13 protein-coding genes and 1 pseudogene are annotated in these 13,995 nt (G+C 65.7%); 6 read left to right on the top strand and 8 right to left on the bottom strand.

What is annotated here, in order from left to right:
• The first annotated feature begins 8 nt into the window (after window positions 1–8).
• From H4O10_RS20240 to H4O10_RS20220, 5 genes and pseudogenes are all read left to right on the top strand, one after another.
• Window positions 9–1,310, top strand: a complete 1,302-nt coding sequence (locus H4O10_RS20240; protein ID WP_049454975.1) for an ABC transporter permease — start codon at window positions 9–11, stop codon at window positions 1,308–1,310.
• 21 nt (window positions 1,311–1,331) lie between these two features.
• Window positions 1,332–2,546 (top strand): FtsX-like permease family protein, encoded by a 1,215-nt coding sequence (locus H4O10_RS20235; RefSeq protein WP_049454973.1) that lies wholly within the window; start codon window positions 1,332–1,334, stop codon window positions 2,544–2,546.
• A gap of 16 nt (window positions 2,547–2,562) precedes the next feature.
• Complete coding sequence (locus tag H4O10_RS20230) at window positions 2,563–2,940, top strand: PDZ domain-containing protein (protein ID WP_172958443.1); 378 nt, start codon at window positions 2,563–2,565, stop codon at window positions 2,938–2,940.
• 123 nt (window positions 2,941–3,063) lie between these two features.
• Complete coding sequence (locus H4O10_RS20225; protein WP_049455004.1) at window positions 3,064–4,410, top strand: sigma-54 dependent transcriptional regulator; 1,347 nt, start codon at window positions 3,064–3,066, stop codon at window positions 4,408–4,410.
• Window positions 4,335–5,759 (top strand): annotated as a pseudogene (locus H4O10_RS20220) (ATP-binding protein); the annotation flags it as partial. The gene H4O10_RS20225 and the pseudogene H4O10_RS20220, both read left to right, overlap by 76 nt.
• Before the next feature lie 56 nt (window positions 5,760–5,815).
• Here H4O10_RS20220 and H4O10_RS20215 read toward each other — a convergent pair.
• On the bottom strand, window positions 5,816–6,349 hold the full coding sequence (locus H4O10_RS20215; RefSeq protein WP_033834981.1) for a GNAT family N-acetyltransferase: 534 nt from the start codon (window positions 6,347–6,349) through the stop codon (window positions 5,816–5,818).
• Window positions 6,318–7,685, bottom strand: a complete 1,368-nt coding sequence (glmU, locus tag H4O10_RS20210; protein WP_049454971.1) for a bifunctional UDP-N-acetylglucosamine diphosphorylase/glucosamine-1-phosphate N-acetyltransferase GlmU — start codon at window positions 7,683–7,685, stop codon at window positions 6,318–6,320. Before glmU ends, H4O10_RS20215 begins: the two co-directional genes overlap by 32 nt.
• A gap of 84 nt (window positions 7,686–7,769) precedes the next feature.
• Here glmU and H4O10_RS20205 point away from each other — a divergent pair, with 84 nt between their 5' ends.
• Window positions 7,770–8,153: a GtrA family protein gene (locus H4O10_RS20205; protein WP_024957075.1), complete on the top strand. Its 384-nt coding sequence runs from the start codon at window positions 7,770–7,772 to the stop codon at window positions 8,151–8,153.
• A gap of 224 nt (window positions 8,154–8,377) precedes the next feature.
• Here the strand turns inward: H4O10_RS20205 and H4O10_RS20200 are convergent, their stop codons facing one another.
• The 6 genes from H4O10_RS20200 to H4O10_RS20175 all read right to left on the bottom strand — a co-directional run bounded on the left by H4O10_RS20200 (window position 8,378) and on the right by H4O10_RS20175 (window position 13,911).
• The gene (locus H4O10_RS20200) at window positions 8,378–8,800 is read right to left on the bottom strand and encodes a F0F1 ATP synthase subunit epsilon (protein ID WP_005411127.1); all 423 of its coding nucleotides are present in this window, start codon (window positions 8,798–8,800) and stop codon (window positions 8,378–8,380) included.
• Between the two features lie 113 nt (window positions 8,801–8,913).
• Window positions 8,914–10,320 carry a F0F1 ATP synthase subunit beta gene (atpD, locus tag H4O10_RS20195; RefSeq protein WP_005411128.1) on the bottom strand — a complete coding sequence of 469 codons (1,407 nt, stop codon included), beginning with the start codon at window positions 10,318–10,320 and terminating at the stop codon, window positions 8,914–8,916.
• Window positions 10,321–10,357: 37 nt separating this feature from the next.
• Complete coding sequence (gene atpG / locus H4O10_RS20190; RefSeq protein ID WP_005411129.1) at window positions 10,358–11,221, bottom strand: F0F1 ATP synthase subunit gamma; 864 nt, start codon at window positions 11,219–11,221, stop codon at window positions 10,358–10,360.
• Window positions 11,222–11,318: 97 nt separating this feature from the next.
• Entirely contained in the window at window positions 11,319–12,866 is a 1,548-nt protein-coding gene (gene atpA / locus H4O10_RS20185) for a F0F1 ATP synthase subunit alpha (RefSeq protein ID WP_005411130.1), read from the bottom strand.
• A gap of 44 nt (window positions 12,867–12,910) precedes the next feature.
• Window positions 12,911–13,438, bottom strand: a complete 528-nt coding sequence (locus H4O10_RS20180; protein WP_005411131.1) for a F0F1 ATP synthase subunit delta — start codon at window positions 13,436–13,438, stop codon at window positions 12,911–12,913.
• Between the two features lie 2 nt (window positions 13,439–13,440).
• On the bottom strand, window positions 13,441–13,911 hold the full coding sequence (locus H4O10_RS20175) for a F0F1 ATP synthase subunit B (protein WP_005419512.1): 471 nt from the start codon (window positions 13,909–13,911) through the stop codon (window positions 13,441–13,443).
• Window positions 13,912–13,995 lie beyond the last annotated feature (84 nt).

Below are 13,995 nucleotides of genomic sequence, written 5' to 3'. Positions count from 1 at the left end.
GCCCGACCATGTTCGCCTACTACGCCCGATTGGCGGCGCGCAGTTTCCGCCGCAACAAGGTCCTGACCGCGCTGATGGTGATCGCCATCGCGCTCGGCATCGGCGCCTCGATGACCACGTTGACCGTATTCCACGTGCTGTCCGGCGACCCGATTCCGGGCAAGAGTGACCGGCTGTTCTATGTGCAGGTCGATCCGCGCCCGCGCGGCGGCTATACCCCGGGTGAGGAGCCTGAGGAACAGATGACACGGCGCGACGCCGAGACCCTGCTGCGCGAGAAGCGCGGCATCCGCCAGGCGATGATGAGTGCGGGCGGAGGCACGGTGGAACCGGAGCTCAGCACGCTCAAGCCATTCTCGGTGGATACGCGCTGGACGTCGGCCGATTTCTTCCCGATGTTCGACGTACCGATGCAGTACGGGCGTGCCTGGAGCAGCAGCGATGATGACAATCGCAGCCGCGTGGTGGTGCTGTCGAAAGCGATCAACGACAAGCTGTTCCAGGGTGCTGACAGCACCGGTCGCGAGATCCGCCTGAGTGGCCATTCACTGCGGGTGATCGGCGTGATGAAGAAGTGGAATCCCGAACCCCACTTCTTCGATCTGACCACCGGCAACTACGGCAAGGATGAAGACCTGCTGGTGCCGTTCTCCACTGCGATGGACCTGGAGTTCGGCAGCAACGGCAACATGAACTGCTTCGGCGAGAATCCGGATGGCAGCAGCAACTCGATCAGCGCGCCCTGCAGCTGGATCCAGTACTGGGTGGAGCTGGACCCGGCCAAGGTCGAGGACTACCGCAACTACCTGGTCAACTACTCGGACCAGCAGCGCGCGGCGGGCCGTTTCGAGCGCCCCACCAACGTGCGTCTGCGCCCGGTGATGGAGTGGTTGACGTTCAAGAACGCCGTGCCCAGCGACGTGCGCCTGCAGATGTGGCTGGCACTGGGCTTTCTCGGCGTCTGCCTGGTCAACACCGTGGGCCTGCTGCTGGCGAAGTTCCTGCGCCGCAGTGGCGAGATCGGTGTGCGCCGCGCCCTCGGTGCCAGCCGTGGGCAGATCTTCCTGCAATGCCTGGTTGAAGCCGGTGCGATCGGCGTTGCCGGCGGCGTGCTCGGCATCGGCCTGGCCCTGCTCGGCCTGTATGCGGTACGCCAGCAACCCGTGGACTACGCGAACCTGGCCCACCTGGACGGCAGCATGCTGCTGCTGGCCATTGGCCTGACCCTGTTCGCCAGCCTCGCCGCTGGTTTCCTGCCCGCCTGGCGCGCGATGCAGGTTACCCCGGCCATCCAGCTCAAGTCGCAGTAAGCACGAGTACGAGGACCTCCCATGGACATCCGCCCCATCCTCAGCACCCTGCGCCGGCACAAGACGGCCGCCGCCCTGATCGTGCTGGAAGTCGCCCTGACCTGCGCCATCGTCTGCAATGCCCTGTTCCTGGTCACCCAGCGCGTTGAACGGATCAGCCAGAGCAGCGGCCTGGCCGAGAACGAACTGGTGTTCGTCCGGGTCAGCGGCATCGGCAAGCAGACCAACGGTCAGTCCCGCACCCTGGAAGACCTGTCTGCCCTGCGTGCGGTGCCCGGCGTGACTGCCGCAGCCAAGGTCAACCAGTTGCCGTTCCGCCCGAACTCCTCCAACACCAGCGTTTCGCTTAAACAGGAACAGGAGCGTCCGACCGCTTTCGTCACCATGTACATGTTCGGCGAGGGTGGACTGCCCACGCTCGGACTGCAGCTGACCGCCGGCCGTGACTTCCAGTCAAGCGAGTACAGCAACTTCGAGGACGCACAGAAGAACGCTTCGTCCAATACGGCGTCCTCGGTGATCATCAGCCGCACCCTCGCCGACAAGCTGTACCCGGGCGAGAATGCACTGGGCAAGACGTTCTACATGGGCAAGCAGCCGCTGCACGTAGTCGGCATCGTCGCCGCACTGGCAACGCCCACCGACTACAACAACAACACCACGCTGTCGATCGTGCTGCCGGTGCGGACTGACTTCACCCAGGGACCGTATGTCCTGCGTACCTCTCCAGATCGGCGCGAGGAAGTGCTAAAGGGTGCGATCGCCGCGCTTGAACGTAACGATCCCAACCGGCTGGTGCGTGAAAAGCTGACCTATGAGGCGCAGCGCAATGACTACTTCAAGAACGACAGGGCCATGGTCGGCCTGCTGATCACCGTGTGCATCTCGCTGCTGGTGGTCACGGCGCTGGGCATCATCGGCCTGGCCAGCTTCTGGGTGCAGCAGCGCAGCAAGCAGATCGGCATCCGCCGTGCGCTGGGCGCCACCCGCGGGCAGATCCTGCGCTACTTCCAGACCGAGAACTTCCTGCTGGCCTCGCTGGGCATCATGCTGGGCATGCTCGCGGCGTACGCGATCAACCTGGCCCTGATGAACCTGTACGAGCTGCCGCGCATGCCGCTGTACTACCTGCCGCTGGGTGCACTGCTGCTATGGATACTGGGACAGATTGCGGTGTTCGGTCCGGCACGGCGTGCGGCGGCGGTACCGCCTGCGGTCGCCACGCGGGGCGCGTGAGATGCGTGCCTGCGCGATGTGCCTGATGCTGCTACTGCCCCTGCCGGCGCTGGCCGGTGGTGGCAGCGCACAGACGCTGGAATGGCGCCGCGATGGAGCGCGGCTGTCGCTGCGCTCGACCGAAGGCCAGGTGCATGTGGAGGCCGCCAGCCCGGAAGTGCGCTTCGGCGTGCGCAGTGGCGATCGCATCCTCCGCGTGGACGACACGGCGGTGCGCCGGGTTGAACATCTGGCCGAGGCACTGCGCCATTCCCACGCGGCCAGCGCCTATCTGTTGCTGCGCCGCGACAAGCGCGAACTGACGGTGGCGGTCAACGCCGCTGCGTGGCGACAGGCATTGGAGGTCCCGCCACCACCCGCGCCACCACCTCCGCCAGCCCCACCCAGGCGCTGAGCATCATCCGCTCCTGCACGGCCACAGGTTTGGCTATGCTTGATGGGTGGCGCCGGGCTCTCCCGGTGCGTGGACACGAACGGCTCCATCGGCGCCGCCCATCCCTTTCTGCAGAACCGCTTGATGCCTGCGATCCTGATCATCGACGACAACGCCAGCGTGGGTACTGCGCTGGACGTGCTGTTCTCCCTGCACGACATCGACACCCTGCAGGCGCACACGCCCGCCGATGGGCTGGCCCTGCTCGAGTCGCAGCCGGTCGATCTGGTGATCCAGGACATGAACTTCAGCGAGGACACCACCTCCGGTGAGGAGGGCGAAGCGTTGTTCGCGCAGATCCGTGCGCGCCATCCGGACCTGCCGGTGATCCTGCTGACCGCCTGGACCCACCTGAGCAGTGCAGTGGATCTGGTCAAGGCCGGTGCGGCCGACTACCTGGCCAAGCCCTGGGACGACCGCAAGCTGATGACCACGGTCAACAACCTGCTGGAACTGTCCGAGGCACGCCGCGAACTGGACCGGCGCCGCAGCCGTGAACTGCACCAGCGCAACGCGCTGGAAGAGAAGTACGACCTGTGCGGCGCGGTCTTCGCCGATCCGGCCAGCGAGCGCGTCATCGCCCTCGCCTGCCAGGTCGCACGCTCGGAACTGCCGGTACTGATCACCGGCGCGAACGGTGCCGGCAAGGAGAAGATCGCGCAGATCATCCAGGCCAATTCGCTGGTGGCCAAGGGCCCGTTCGTGGCGGTCAACTGTGGCGCGTTGCCCTCGGAACTGATCGAAGCCGAACTGTTCGGTGCCGAGGCCGGTGCGTATACCGGCGCCAACAAGGCGCGCGAAGGCAAGTTCGAGGCCGCCGATGGTGGCACCCTGTTCCTGGATGAGATCGGCAACCTGTCGCTCGGCGGGCAGATGAAGCTGCTGCGCGTGCTGGAAACCGGCCGCTTCGAGCGCCTGGGTTCCAACCGCGAGCGCCAGGTCAAGGTCCGCGTGGTCAGCGCGACCAATGCCGACCTGCCGGCGATGATCCGCGAGGGTACCTTCCGCGAAGATCTCTATTACCGCCTCAACACGGTGGAACTGGTGCTGCCGCCGCTGGCCGACCGCCCGGGCGACATCGTGCCGCTGGCCGAGCGATTCCTGACCGCTGGCAAGCCGCTGTCCAGCGCCGCCACCGCAGCACTGCAGCGGCACCCCTGGCCAGGCAACGTGCGCGAGCTGCGCAACGTGATCCAGCGTGCCGAACTGCTGGCCACCGGCAACCGCATCGAAGTGGCCGATCTCAACCTGCCGCGCGCAGCCGCCGCACCACGACCGGCACCCAGCGCAGGCAATGATCCCGACCGCGCACGCATCGAGGAGGTGCTGGCGCGCAACCATGGCGTCATCGCCCAGGCTGCCGCCGAGCTCGGCCTGAGCCGCCAGGCGCTGTACCGGCGCATGGACCGCCACGGTATTCCACGCGAATGAAGCGGCGCTCGTTCACTTTCCGCCTGTTCCTGCGCCTGCTGCCGGTGCTGGCACTGGCTGCGGCACTGCCGTGGCTCCTGGCCTACTGGATGGACCATGGCTGGGTGGTGACCACGGTGTCGGCGCTGATCCTGCTGTCACTGATGTGGTGGACCCTGCGTCGGGCCACCGCCCCGGTGCGGTCACTGATGCGGGCCCTGGCGGGCACCACCAGCAGCTATCGCGACGGCGAATACAACTTCGGCGTGCACTGGCCCGGCAATGACGAGCTCGGCGACCTGGTGCAGGCACACCGGGAGCTGGGTGATGTACTGCGTGAGCAGCGGCAGGGCCTGGTGCAACGTGAGCTGCTGCTGGACACCATGGTGCAGAACACGCCGGTTGCGATGCTGTTGATCGCCTCCGGCGGTGATGGCATCGCCCGCGTGGTGTTCTCCAACCTGGCCGCGCGCAAGCTGCTGCACGGCGGTTGGAAGCTGGAAGGCCAGCGCCTGGAAGACGTGCTGGAACAGGTGCCGGTGGAACTGCGCGATGCCATCGCCCGTGGCGGTGACAGCCTGTTCGCGGTGCACGCCGAGGGGGAGGACGGCGATGAGGATGACGAGCAGGTCTATCACCTCTCGCGGCGTGCGTTCCAGCTCAACGGCCGCCCACACGACCTGCTGCTGGTGCGCCTGTTGACCGCCGAGCTGCGCCGCCAGGAAGTGCAGACCTGGAAGAAGGTGATCCGGGTGATCAGCCACGAGCTCAACAACTCACTGGCGCCGATTGCTTCGCTCGCCCATTCCGGCGGCGTGCTGGTGCAGCGTGAACGCTTTGACCGGCTGCCCGAAATCTTCACCACCATCGAGGATCGCGCACGCCACCTGGAAGGCTTCATCCGTGGCTATGCGCGCTTTGCCAAGCTGCCACAGCCGCAGCTGCAGACCGTGCACTGGGCGCCGTTCCTGTCCAGCCTGCGCCAGCAGATCCCGTTCGGCATGGAACGTGAGCCGGACGAGGAGCTGAGCAGCCGCATCGACATCGCGCAGTTCGGGCAGGCGTTGTTGAACCTGCTGAAGAATGCGCACGAAGCCTGCGCTGAAGCCGAGCCGCCCAACGACGATGTGCAGGTACAGCTGACCCGGCTGCCGCAGTGGCTGCGCTTGGACGTGCTTGACCGCGGCAAGGGCATGAACGAGCAGGTGCTGCAGAACGCACTGATGCCGTTCTATTCGACCAAGCGCAATGGCACCGGGCTGGGGCTGGCGCTGACGCGGGAGATCGTGGAGGCCCACGGCGGACGGGTGTCACTGCAGAACCGCGGCGATGGCGGGTTGTGCGTGTCGATCCTGCTGCCGGTGGGTTGAGCGGACCGATCGGGTAGATCCACGCGATGCGTGGATATGCCGACCGAGGCCGGCATCTACCAGGCCTGCCGCATCGCCACGCGTAGATGCATCGGAAACCCCAGCGCGGCCTCTTCGGCCATCACCGCCTGCAGCCCTGCACCCCACTCCGCCTCCGGTGCGGCGACGAACCCTTCGCTGGCATAGAAGGCCGCATTCCACGGCACGTCGGACAACGTGGTCAGCACGGCCGAGCGATAGCCTTTCGCCCGGGCCTGTACCAATGCATGGCGCAACAACGTGCGCCCATGACCTTGCCGCGCGTGTGCAGGATCCACATCCATCTGCAGCACGTGGAACTCACCTGCCAGTTCGCCGGCAAGCAGATAGCCGGCGATGCCACCGTCTGCCGCATCCACCACCCACAGCTGCCCGCGTTCAAGGCCATCCTGTAGTGTCGGCAGGTCCAGGCCATGCCCGGCGAACACCGGATGGGCCTCATGGCCCCTCAACACCTCGCCGGCGCGCTGCTCGATGCCGGGCAGCAAACCGAGTTCATCGGCGCGGGGAATGCGGGGCTCAGGACTTCTTGAGCGGGCGCTTCCAGCCATCGATGGTTTCCTGCCGGGCACGTGCCAGTGTCAGCTTGCCGTCCGGCGCGTTACGGGTGATGACCGAACCGGCGGCAATGGTCGCGCCGTCGCCAATGGTCACCGGTGCCACCAGCGAGCTGTTGGAGCCGATGAACGCGTTGTCGCCGATGGTGGTGGTCGACTTGTTTACGCCATCGTAGTTGCAGGTGATGGTGCCAGCGCCGATGTTCACCTTGCTGCCGATCACCGCATCGCCCAGGTAGGTGAGGTGATTGGCCTTGCTGCCCACACCCAGCGTGACCTTCTTGGTCTCGACGAAGTTGCCGACGTGCACGCCATCGGCCAGCACGGTGCCCGATCGCAGGCGCGCGAACGGGCCGATCTGCGCGGCACCCTCGGTAACCACGCCCTCCAGATCGCAGTGCGCACGCACTTCGGTGCCCGGCCCAAGATTGACGTCCTTCAAACGGTTGAACGGACCGACGGTGACGCCGTCGCCGAGCACCACGTTGCCCTCGAGCACGACATCGACGTCGATCAGCACGTCGCTGCCCACGGTGACAGTGCCGCGGATGTCGAGCCGGGCCGGATCGCGCACGCGCGCCCCCTGTGCGCACAAGGCCCACACCGCACGACGCTGCCAGGCACGCTCCAGCTGCGAGAGCTGCCAGGGGTCGTTTGCCCCTTCGGCCTCCTGCGCGTCGGCCACCAGTGCCATTTCGGCCGGCGTGTACTCATGGGCGGCAAATGCAAAGACATCGGTGAGGTAGTACTCGCCCTGTGCATTGCTGTTGGAAAGCTGGGACAGCCACCGGCGCAGCGCGGTCGATTCGGCCGCGATGATGCCGGTATTGATCGTGCGCACGCGCAGCTGGTCATCGGTGGCGTCCTTCTGCTCGATGATCGCGCCAACCTTGCCCTCGGCATCGCGCAGCACGCGGCCATATCCGGTCGGGTCATCGACATCGGCCACCAGTACCGCCAGCCGGCCCGGCTGTGCGAGCAGGTCGCGCAGGGTCTGCGCTCGGATCAGCGGCACGTCGCCGTACAGGACCAGCACCTGCGCCAGGTCGGGAACCTGGGGCATCGCCTGCGCTACCGCGTGGCCGGTGCCGAGCTGCTGTGCCTGCTCGGCCCATTGCAGGTCGGGTTGGCCGGCGAAGTACTGGCGCACCGCCTCGCCGCCATGGCCATGGACCACGTGGATCGCCGCCGGCTGGAGCTCACGGGCCGCGTCGATCACGTGCGCCAGCATCGGCTGGCCCGCGATCGGCTGCAGCACCTTCGGCAGCACCGACTTCATGCGCTTGCCTGCGCCGGCAGCGAGGATGATGACGTGCAGGGGTTGGGTCATGGGAACGGCGGTCCGTGGTTCGTTGCCGGTGATTCTAGAGCGTGCGCCGTTAACATGGGCATCCCTCCTCCCTTCGCCATGCCGATGAGCCTCGTCCGCCAGGGAAGCGCCTACCTCGTCATCGGGCTCGTGCAGCTGCTGCTCGACTGGCTCGTGTTCGTGGTCACCACTGCACTGGGCATGCCCGTGGCGCCGGCCAACATCGCCGGGCGCCTGGCCGGCATGCTGCTGGGCTTCTGGCTCAACGGCCGCTACACCTTTGCCGAGGCCGGCACCCGCAAGCTGGGATGGAAGCGATTTGCACGCTTCTTCGGCCTATGGCTGCTGCTCACCGTGGCGAGCACATTGCTGGTGAGCCTGGTGGACCATGCGCTGGGCCTGCAGTACACCTGGCTGGCCAAACCGCTGGTGGAAGGCGGCCTGGCGTGTGTGTCGTTCCTGCTGATGCGATACGTGGTGTATCGCTGAGACGGCACCAGGATCGGGATCGGGATCGGGACTGGGGACCGGGATTGGTAGAGTCGACTGGTAGTCGACTAACGCGCGCAGGGCGGGATTTTCGCGGCCTGAACGTAGAGCAGTCGACTAACAGTCGACTCTACCCAGTCGAATCTACCCGGTCGGCTCTACCCAGCCACCCGAACAAAAACGCCGGCGCAGGGCCGGCGTTTTCGTGGATGCAGCGCGGAACCTCAGTGCTTGAGGGTCTTGCGCAGGCGTTCCAGGGCCTGCAGCTGGACGACGGCTTCGGCCAGCTTCTGCTGGGCTTCGGCCACTTCCATGGCTTCACCGCGGTTGGCCAGGATGCGCTCGGCTTCTTCCTTGGCCTTGCGGACCGAGGCTTCGTCGATGTCCTGCGCGCGGATCGCGGTGTCGGCCAGCACGGTCACCACCTGCGGCTGCACTTCCAGGATGCCGCCGGAAATGGCGAAATCCAGCTGCTCGCCATTCGGCGTGGTCACCACCACCTTGCCCGGCTTCAGGCGGGTGATCAGCGGCGCGTGCTTGGGCGCGATGCCCAGTTCGCCCAGCTCACCGGTGGCCACGACCAGGGTCGCTTCGCCACGGAAGATTTCCTGCTCGGCGCTGACGATGTCGCAACGGATCGTGCTCATGCAAATCTCTTCGCTGTTCGCGGCGGCGCAATGCCACCGTGGGAGTCCACCGGCGCGGGCGGTTGCCCGGCGCCGGCGTCAGGTCGGGCAGGATCGCTCCCGCCCGCCCCGGATCAGGCCTTCTCGGCCATCTTCTTGGCCTTCTCGACCGCTTCTTCGATGCCGCCGACCATGTAGAACGCCTGCTCCGGCAGGTGGTCGTACTCGCCATCGACGATGGCCTTGAAGCCACGGATGGTGTCCTTCAGCGGCACGTACTTGCCCGGCGAACCGGTGAACACTTCGGCCACGTGGAACGGCTGGCTGAAGAATCGCTCGATCTTACGGGCGCGCGACACGGCCTGCTTGTCCTCTTCGGACAGTTCGTCCATGCCCAGGATCGCGATGATGTCCTTCAGTTCCTTGTACTTCTGCAGGGTCTGCTGGACGCGCTGGGCGGTGTCGTAGTGCTCGTGGCCGATGACCAGCGGGTCCATCTGGCGGCTGGTGGAGTCCAGCGGATCGACGGCCGGGTAGATACCCAGCGAGGCGATCGAACGCGACAGGGTAACGGTCGAGTCCAGGTGGGCGAAGGTGGTTGCCGGCGACGGGTCGGTCAGGTCGTCCGCGGGAACGTAGACGGCCTGGATCGAGGTGATCGAACCGTTCTTGGTCGAGGTGATGCGCTCCTGCAGGACGCCCATTTCCTCGGCCAGGGTCGGCTGGTAACCCACGGCGGACGGCATGCGGCCCAGCAGTGCCGACACTTCGGTACCGGCCAGGGTGTAGCGGTAGATGTTGTCGACGAACAGCAGGACGTCCTTGCCCTTGCCGTTTTCGTCCTTCTCGTCGCGGAAGTACTCGGCCATGGTCAGGCCGGTCAGGGCGACGCGCAGGCGGTTGCCCGGCGGCTCGTTCATCTGGCCGTACACCATCGCCACCTTGTCGAGGACGTTGGAGTCCTTCATTTCGTGGTAGAAGTCGTTGCCCTCACGGGTACGCTCACCCACGCCGGCGAACACGGACAGACCGCTGTGCGCCTTGGCGATGTTGTTGATCAGTTCCATCATGTTGACGGTCTTGCCGACGCCGGCGCCGCCGAACAGGCCGACCTTGCCGCCCTTGGCGAACGGGCACATCAGGTCGATGACCTTGATGCCGGTTTCCAGCAGTTCGGTGGCCGGGGACTGGTCTTCGTACGACGGGGCCGCACGGTGGATTTCCCAGCTGTCGCTGGCGGCCACCGGGCCGGCTTCGTCGATCGGACGGCCGAGCACGTCCATGATGCGGCCCAGGGTGCCGGCGCCGACCGGCACCGAGATGCCACGGCCGGTGTTGACGGCAACCAGGTTGCGCTTCAGGCCGTCGGTGGAACCGAGGGCGATGGTACGCACCACGCCGTCGCCCAGCTGCTGCTGGACTTCGAGGGTGATCTCGGTGTTTTCCACCTTCAGTGCGTCGTACACCTTCGGCACCGATTCACGCGGGAATTCGACGTCGACGACCGCGCCGATGATCTGAACGATCTTGCCCTGACTCATTGCTGCATCCTCTAATGTGTGCTTTGAACGAACGCGGTCAGACTGCTGCCGCGCCGCCGACGATTTCGGAGATTTCCTGGGTGATCGCTGCCTGGCGCGCCTTGTTGTAGACGAGCTGCAGGGTGCCGATCAGCTTGTTGGCGTTGTCGCTCGCCGCCTTCATCGCAACCATGCGTGCCGCATGCTCGGAGGCGACGTTTTCCAGCAGTGCCTGGTACACCAGCGACTCGATGTAACGCGTCATCACGTGCTCGAGCACGGTCGCGGCATCGGGTTCGTACAGGTAGTCCCAGTCGTGGTGAGCGACCTGCTTCTCAGCCGGCGGCAGCGGCAGCAGCTGATCGAAGCTGGCCTTCTGCACCATGGTGTTCACGAAGCGGTTGTAGACCAGGTACACGCGGTCGATCTTGCCTTCGGTGAAGGCGTCGAGCATGACCTTGATCACACCGATCAGCGATTCCAGCTTCGGCACGTCGCCGATGTGGGTCACGCTGCCGACCATGTTGACCTTCACGCGGCGGAAGAAGGTCGAAGCCTTCTGGCCAATGGTCACCAGGTCCACTTCCGCACCCTTGTCCTGCCATGCCTTGGCTTCGCCCAGCATCTTGCGGAACAGGTTGTTGTTCAGGCCGCCAGCCAGGCCGCGATCGGAGGAGATCACGATGAAGCCGACCCGCTTGACCTGCTCACGCTCGACCAGGAACGGATGCTGGTAGTCGGTGCTGGCCTGGGCCAGGTGACCGATCACCTGCTTCATCGCCTGCGCGTACGGACGCGAGGTCTTCATCCGATCCTGCGCCTTGCGGATCTTGGAGGCCGAGACCATTTCCAGGGCGCGCGTCACCTTGCGGGTGTTCTGCACGCTCTTGATCTTGGTTTTGATTTCGCGTCCGCTTGCCATCTCTTGTTTCCCGTGGCGCGGGGCTGCTGCCCCGCGTTGTTCAACCGTTTGTCATCTGGTCCAGCGGAGCCAGCGGCTCCGCTCTACAGGACCGCGATTACCAGCTGCCGGTGGTCTTGAACTCGGCGATGCCCTTCTTGAAGGCACCTTCGATGTCGTTGTCCCAACCGCCGGTGGCGTTGACCTTGCTGACCAGCTCGCCCTGGGTGTTGGCGAAGTGGGCGTGCAGGCCTTCTTCGAACGCCAGCAGCTTGTTGACCGGCACGTCGTCGAGGTAACCCTCGTTGACGGCGTAGATCGACAGTGCCTGGTTGGCGATCGACATCGGCGCGTACTGCTTCTGCTTCATCAGCTCGGTGACGCGCTGGCCACGCTCCAGCTGCTTGCGGGTCGCTTCGTCCAGGTCCGAGGCGAACTGCGCGAACGCAGCCAGCTCGCGGTACTGGGCCAGCGAGATACGGATGCCGCCGGACAGCTTCTTGATGATCTTGGTCTGGGCCGAGCCACCGACGCGCGACACCGAGATACCGGCGTTCACGGCCGGGCGGATGCCGGCGTTGAACAGATCGGTTTCCAGGAAGATCTGGCCGTCGGTGATCGAGATCACGTTGGTCGGAACGAAGGCGGACACGTCGCCGGCCTGGGTTTCGATGATCGGCAGCGCGGTCAGCGAACCGGTCTTGCCGGTGACCTTGCCTTCGGTGAACTTCTCGACGTATTCCTCGGACACGCGGGCAGCGCGCTCGAGCAGACGGGAGTGCAGGTAGAACACGTCACCCGGGTAGGCTTCACGGCCCGGCGGGCGCTTCAGCAGCAGCGAGATCTGGCGGTAGGCGACAGCCTGCTTGGACAGATCGTCGTACACGATCAGCGCGTCTTCGCCGCGGTCCATGAAGTACTCACCCATGGTGCAGCCCGAGTAGGCGCTGATGTACTGCATGGCAGCCGATTCGGAAGCGGTCGCGGCCACCACGATGGTGTGGGCCAGCGCGCCGTTCTCTTCCAGCTTGCGCACGATGTTGGCGATGGTCGAAGCCTTCTGGCCGATCGCAACGTACACGCACTTGATGCCGGTGCCCTTCTGGTTGATCACGGCATCGATCGCCATCGCGGTCTTGCCGGTCTGGCGGTCACCGATGATCAGCTCGCGCTGGCCACGGCCGATCGGGATCATCGAGTCGACCGACTTGTAGCCGGTCTGCACCGGCTGGTCGACCGACTTGCGCCAGATCACGCCCGGCGCAACACGCTCCACCGGAGCGGTCAGGTCGGTGCCCAGCGGGCCCTTGCCGTCGATCGGCTCGCCCAGCGCGTTCACGACGCGGCCCAGCAGTTCCGGACCGACCGGCACTTCCAGAATGCGGCCGGTGGTCTTGGCGACGTCGCCTTCGCGCAGGTGCTCGTAGTCACCCAGCACCACGGCGCCGACCGAGTCGCGCTCCAGGTTCAGGGCGAGGGCGAAGGTGTTGTTCGGCAGTTCGATCATTTCGCCCTGCATCACGTCGGCCAGACCGAAGATGCGCACGATGCCGTCGGACACGCTGGTCACGGTGCCTTCGTTGCGCGATTCCGCGGCCAGCTTGACCTTCTCGATGCGGTTCTTGATCAGTTCGCTGATTTCGGAGGGGTTGAGCGTGGTTGCCATCGTCAAGTCCTAGTGCCGGCAGCGGGGCCGGACGTTAAATGAATTCAGTTAGCGAGCGCGGTCTGCAGACGGGCCAGCTTGCCCTTCAGCGAACCATCGATGACCACGTCGCCGGCGTCGATCACGGCGCCGCCGATCAGCGAGGCATCGACCGCGGTGGTCACGTCGACCTCGCGGTTGAAGCGCTTGCGCAGCGCGACCTTGATCGCGTCCAGCTCACCGGCCGACAGTTCGGCGGCCGAGGTGACGGTGGCCTTGACCACGTGCTCGGCTTCGGCGCGCAGGGCGTCGAACATGCCGGAAATCTCCGGCAGCAGCGGCAGACGATGCGATTCGGCCAGGATGGCCAGGAAGCGCGAGTAGGTCTCGCCGTGGGACACCGGCGCCAGCAGGGCGACGGCGTCGTCACGACCCAGCTCCGGGTTGGCGAGCAGGGCCGCCACGCGCGGGTCGGCGGCGACGTGGGCGGAGAACGCCAGGGCGTCCGACCACGGCGCGAACGCGCCTTCGTCGCGCGCGGTCGCGAACGCGGCGCGGGCGTACGGGCGGGCAAGCGTGAGGGCCTGGCTCATCCTTAGATCTCCGAGGCCAGCTCGTCGAGCAGCGCCTTGTGGGCGTTGGCGTCGATTTCGCGCTTGAGCAGCTTTTCGGCACCGGTCACGGCCAGCGCGGACACCTGCTTGCGCAGATCTTCACGGGCACGGTTGGCGGCGGCGTCGATTTCAGCCTGGGCCAGTTCCTTCTGACGGGTGGCTTCGGTGATCGCTTCGTTACGGGCAGCATCAACGATCTGGTTGGCACGCGCGTGGGCCTGATCAATGATCTCGTTGGCCTTGGTGCGTGCTTCCTTCAGCGCTTCGTTGACCTTCTCCTGCGCCTGGGCCAGATCTTTCTGGCTGCGGTCGGCAGCAGCGAGGCCTTCAGCAATCTTCTGCTGGCGCTCTTCGATCGCGTTCATCAGCGGCGGCCAGATCTTGGTCGCGATGATCCAGATCAGACCAGCGAAGGCCAGCGCCTGCGCAAGAAGGGTGAAATTGATATTCATGGTTAGCTCGATCGCTGGTTTCGGGGTGGACGCGCCGCCGTAGCGGCACATCCGGCCTTCATCCGAAACCGGGTGCATCAGCAC

The sequence above is a fragment of the Stenotrophomonas sp. I18B00994 genome (genome assembly GCF_014145825.1).
Classification (GTDB): domain Bacteria; phylum Pseudomonadota; class Gammaproteobacteria; order Xanthomonadales; family Xanthomonadaceae; genus Stenotrophomonas; species Stenotrophomonas maltophilia.
This window is presented reverse-complemented; position numbering and strand designations above follow the sequence as displayed.

Excerpts from the sequence above, each read along its gene's own strand:
- H4O10_RS20240 (WP_049454975.1), top strand. The coding sequence starts at position 9 with ATGTTCGCCTACTACGCCCGATTGGCGGCGCGCAGTTTCCGCCGCAAC.
- H4O10_RS20235 (WP_049454973.1), top strand. The coding sequence starts at position 1,332 with ATGGACATCCGCCCCATCCTCAGCACCCTGCGCCGGCACAAGACGGCC.
- H4O10_RS20230 (WP_172958443.1), top strand. The coding sequence starts at position 2,563 with ATGTGCCTGATGCTGCTACTGCCCCTGCCGGCGCTGGCCGGTGGTGGC.
- H4O10_RS20225 (WP_049455004.1), top strand. The coding sequence starts at position 3,064 with ATGCCTGCGATCCTGATCATCGACGACAACGCCAGCGTGGGTACTGCG.
- H4O10_RS20215 (WP_033834981.1), bottom strand. The coding sequence starts at position 6,349 with ATGGCTGGAAGCGCCCGCTCAAGAAGTCCTGAGCCCCGCATTCCCCGC.
- glmU (WP_049454971.1), bottom strand. The coding sequence starts at position 7,685 with ATGACCCAACCCCTGCACGTCATCATCCTCGCTGCCGGCGCAGGCAAG.
- H4O10_RS20205 (WP_024957075.1), top strand. The coding sequence starts at position 7,770 with ATGAGCCTCGTCCGCCAGGGAAGCGCCTACCTCGTCATCGGGCTCGTG.
- H4O10_RS20200 (WP_005411127.1), bottom strand. The coding sequence starts at position 8,800 with ATGAGCACGATCCGTTGCGACATCGTCAGCGCCGAGCAGGAAATCTTC.
- atpD (WP_005411128.1), bottom strand. The coding sequence starts at position 10,320 with ATGAGTCAGGGCAAGATCGTTCAGATCATCGGCGCGGTCGTCGACGTC.
- atpG (WP_005411129.1), bottom strand. The coding sequence starts at position 11,221 with ATGGCAAGCGGACGCGAAATCAAAACCAAGATCAAGAGCGTGCAGAAC.
- atpA (WP_005411130.1), bottom strand. The coding sequence starts at position 12,866 with ATGGCAACCACGCTCAACCCCTCCGAAATCAGCGAACTGATCAAGAAC.
- H4O10_RS20180 (WP_005411131.1), bottom strand. The coding sequence starts at position 13,438 with ATGAGCCAGGCCCTCACGCTTGCCCGCCCGTACGCCCGCGCCGCGTTC.
- H4O10_RS20175 (WP_005419512.1), bottom strand. The coding sequence starts at position 13,911 with ATGAATATCAATTTCACCCTTCTTGCGCAGGCGCTGGCCTTCGCTGGT.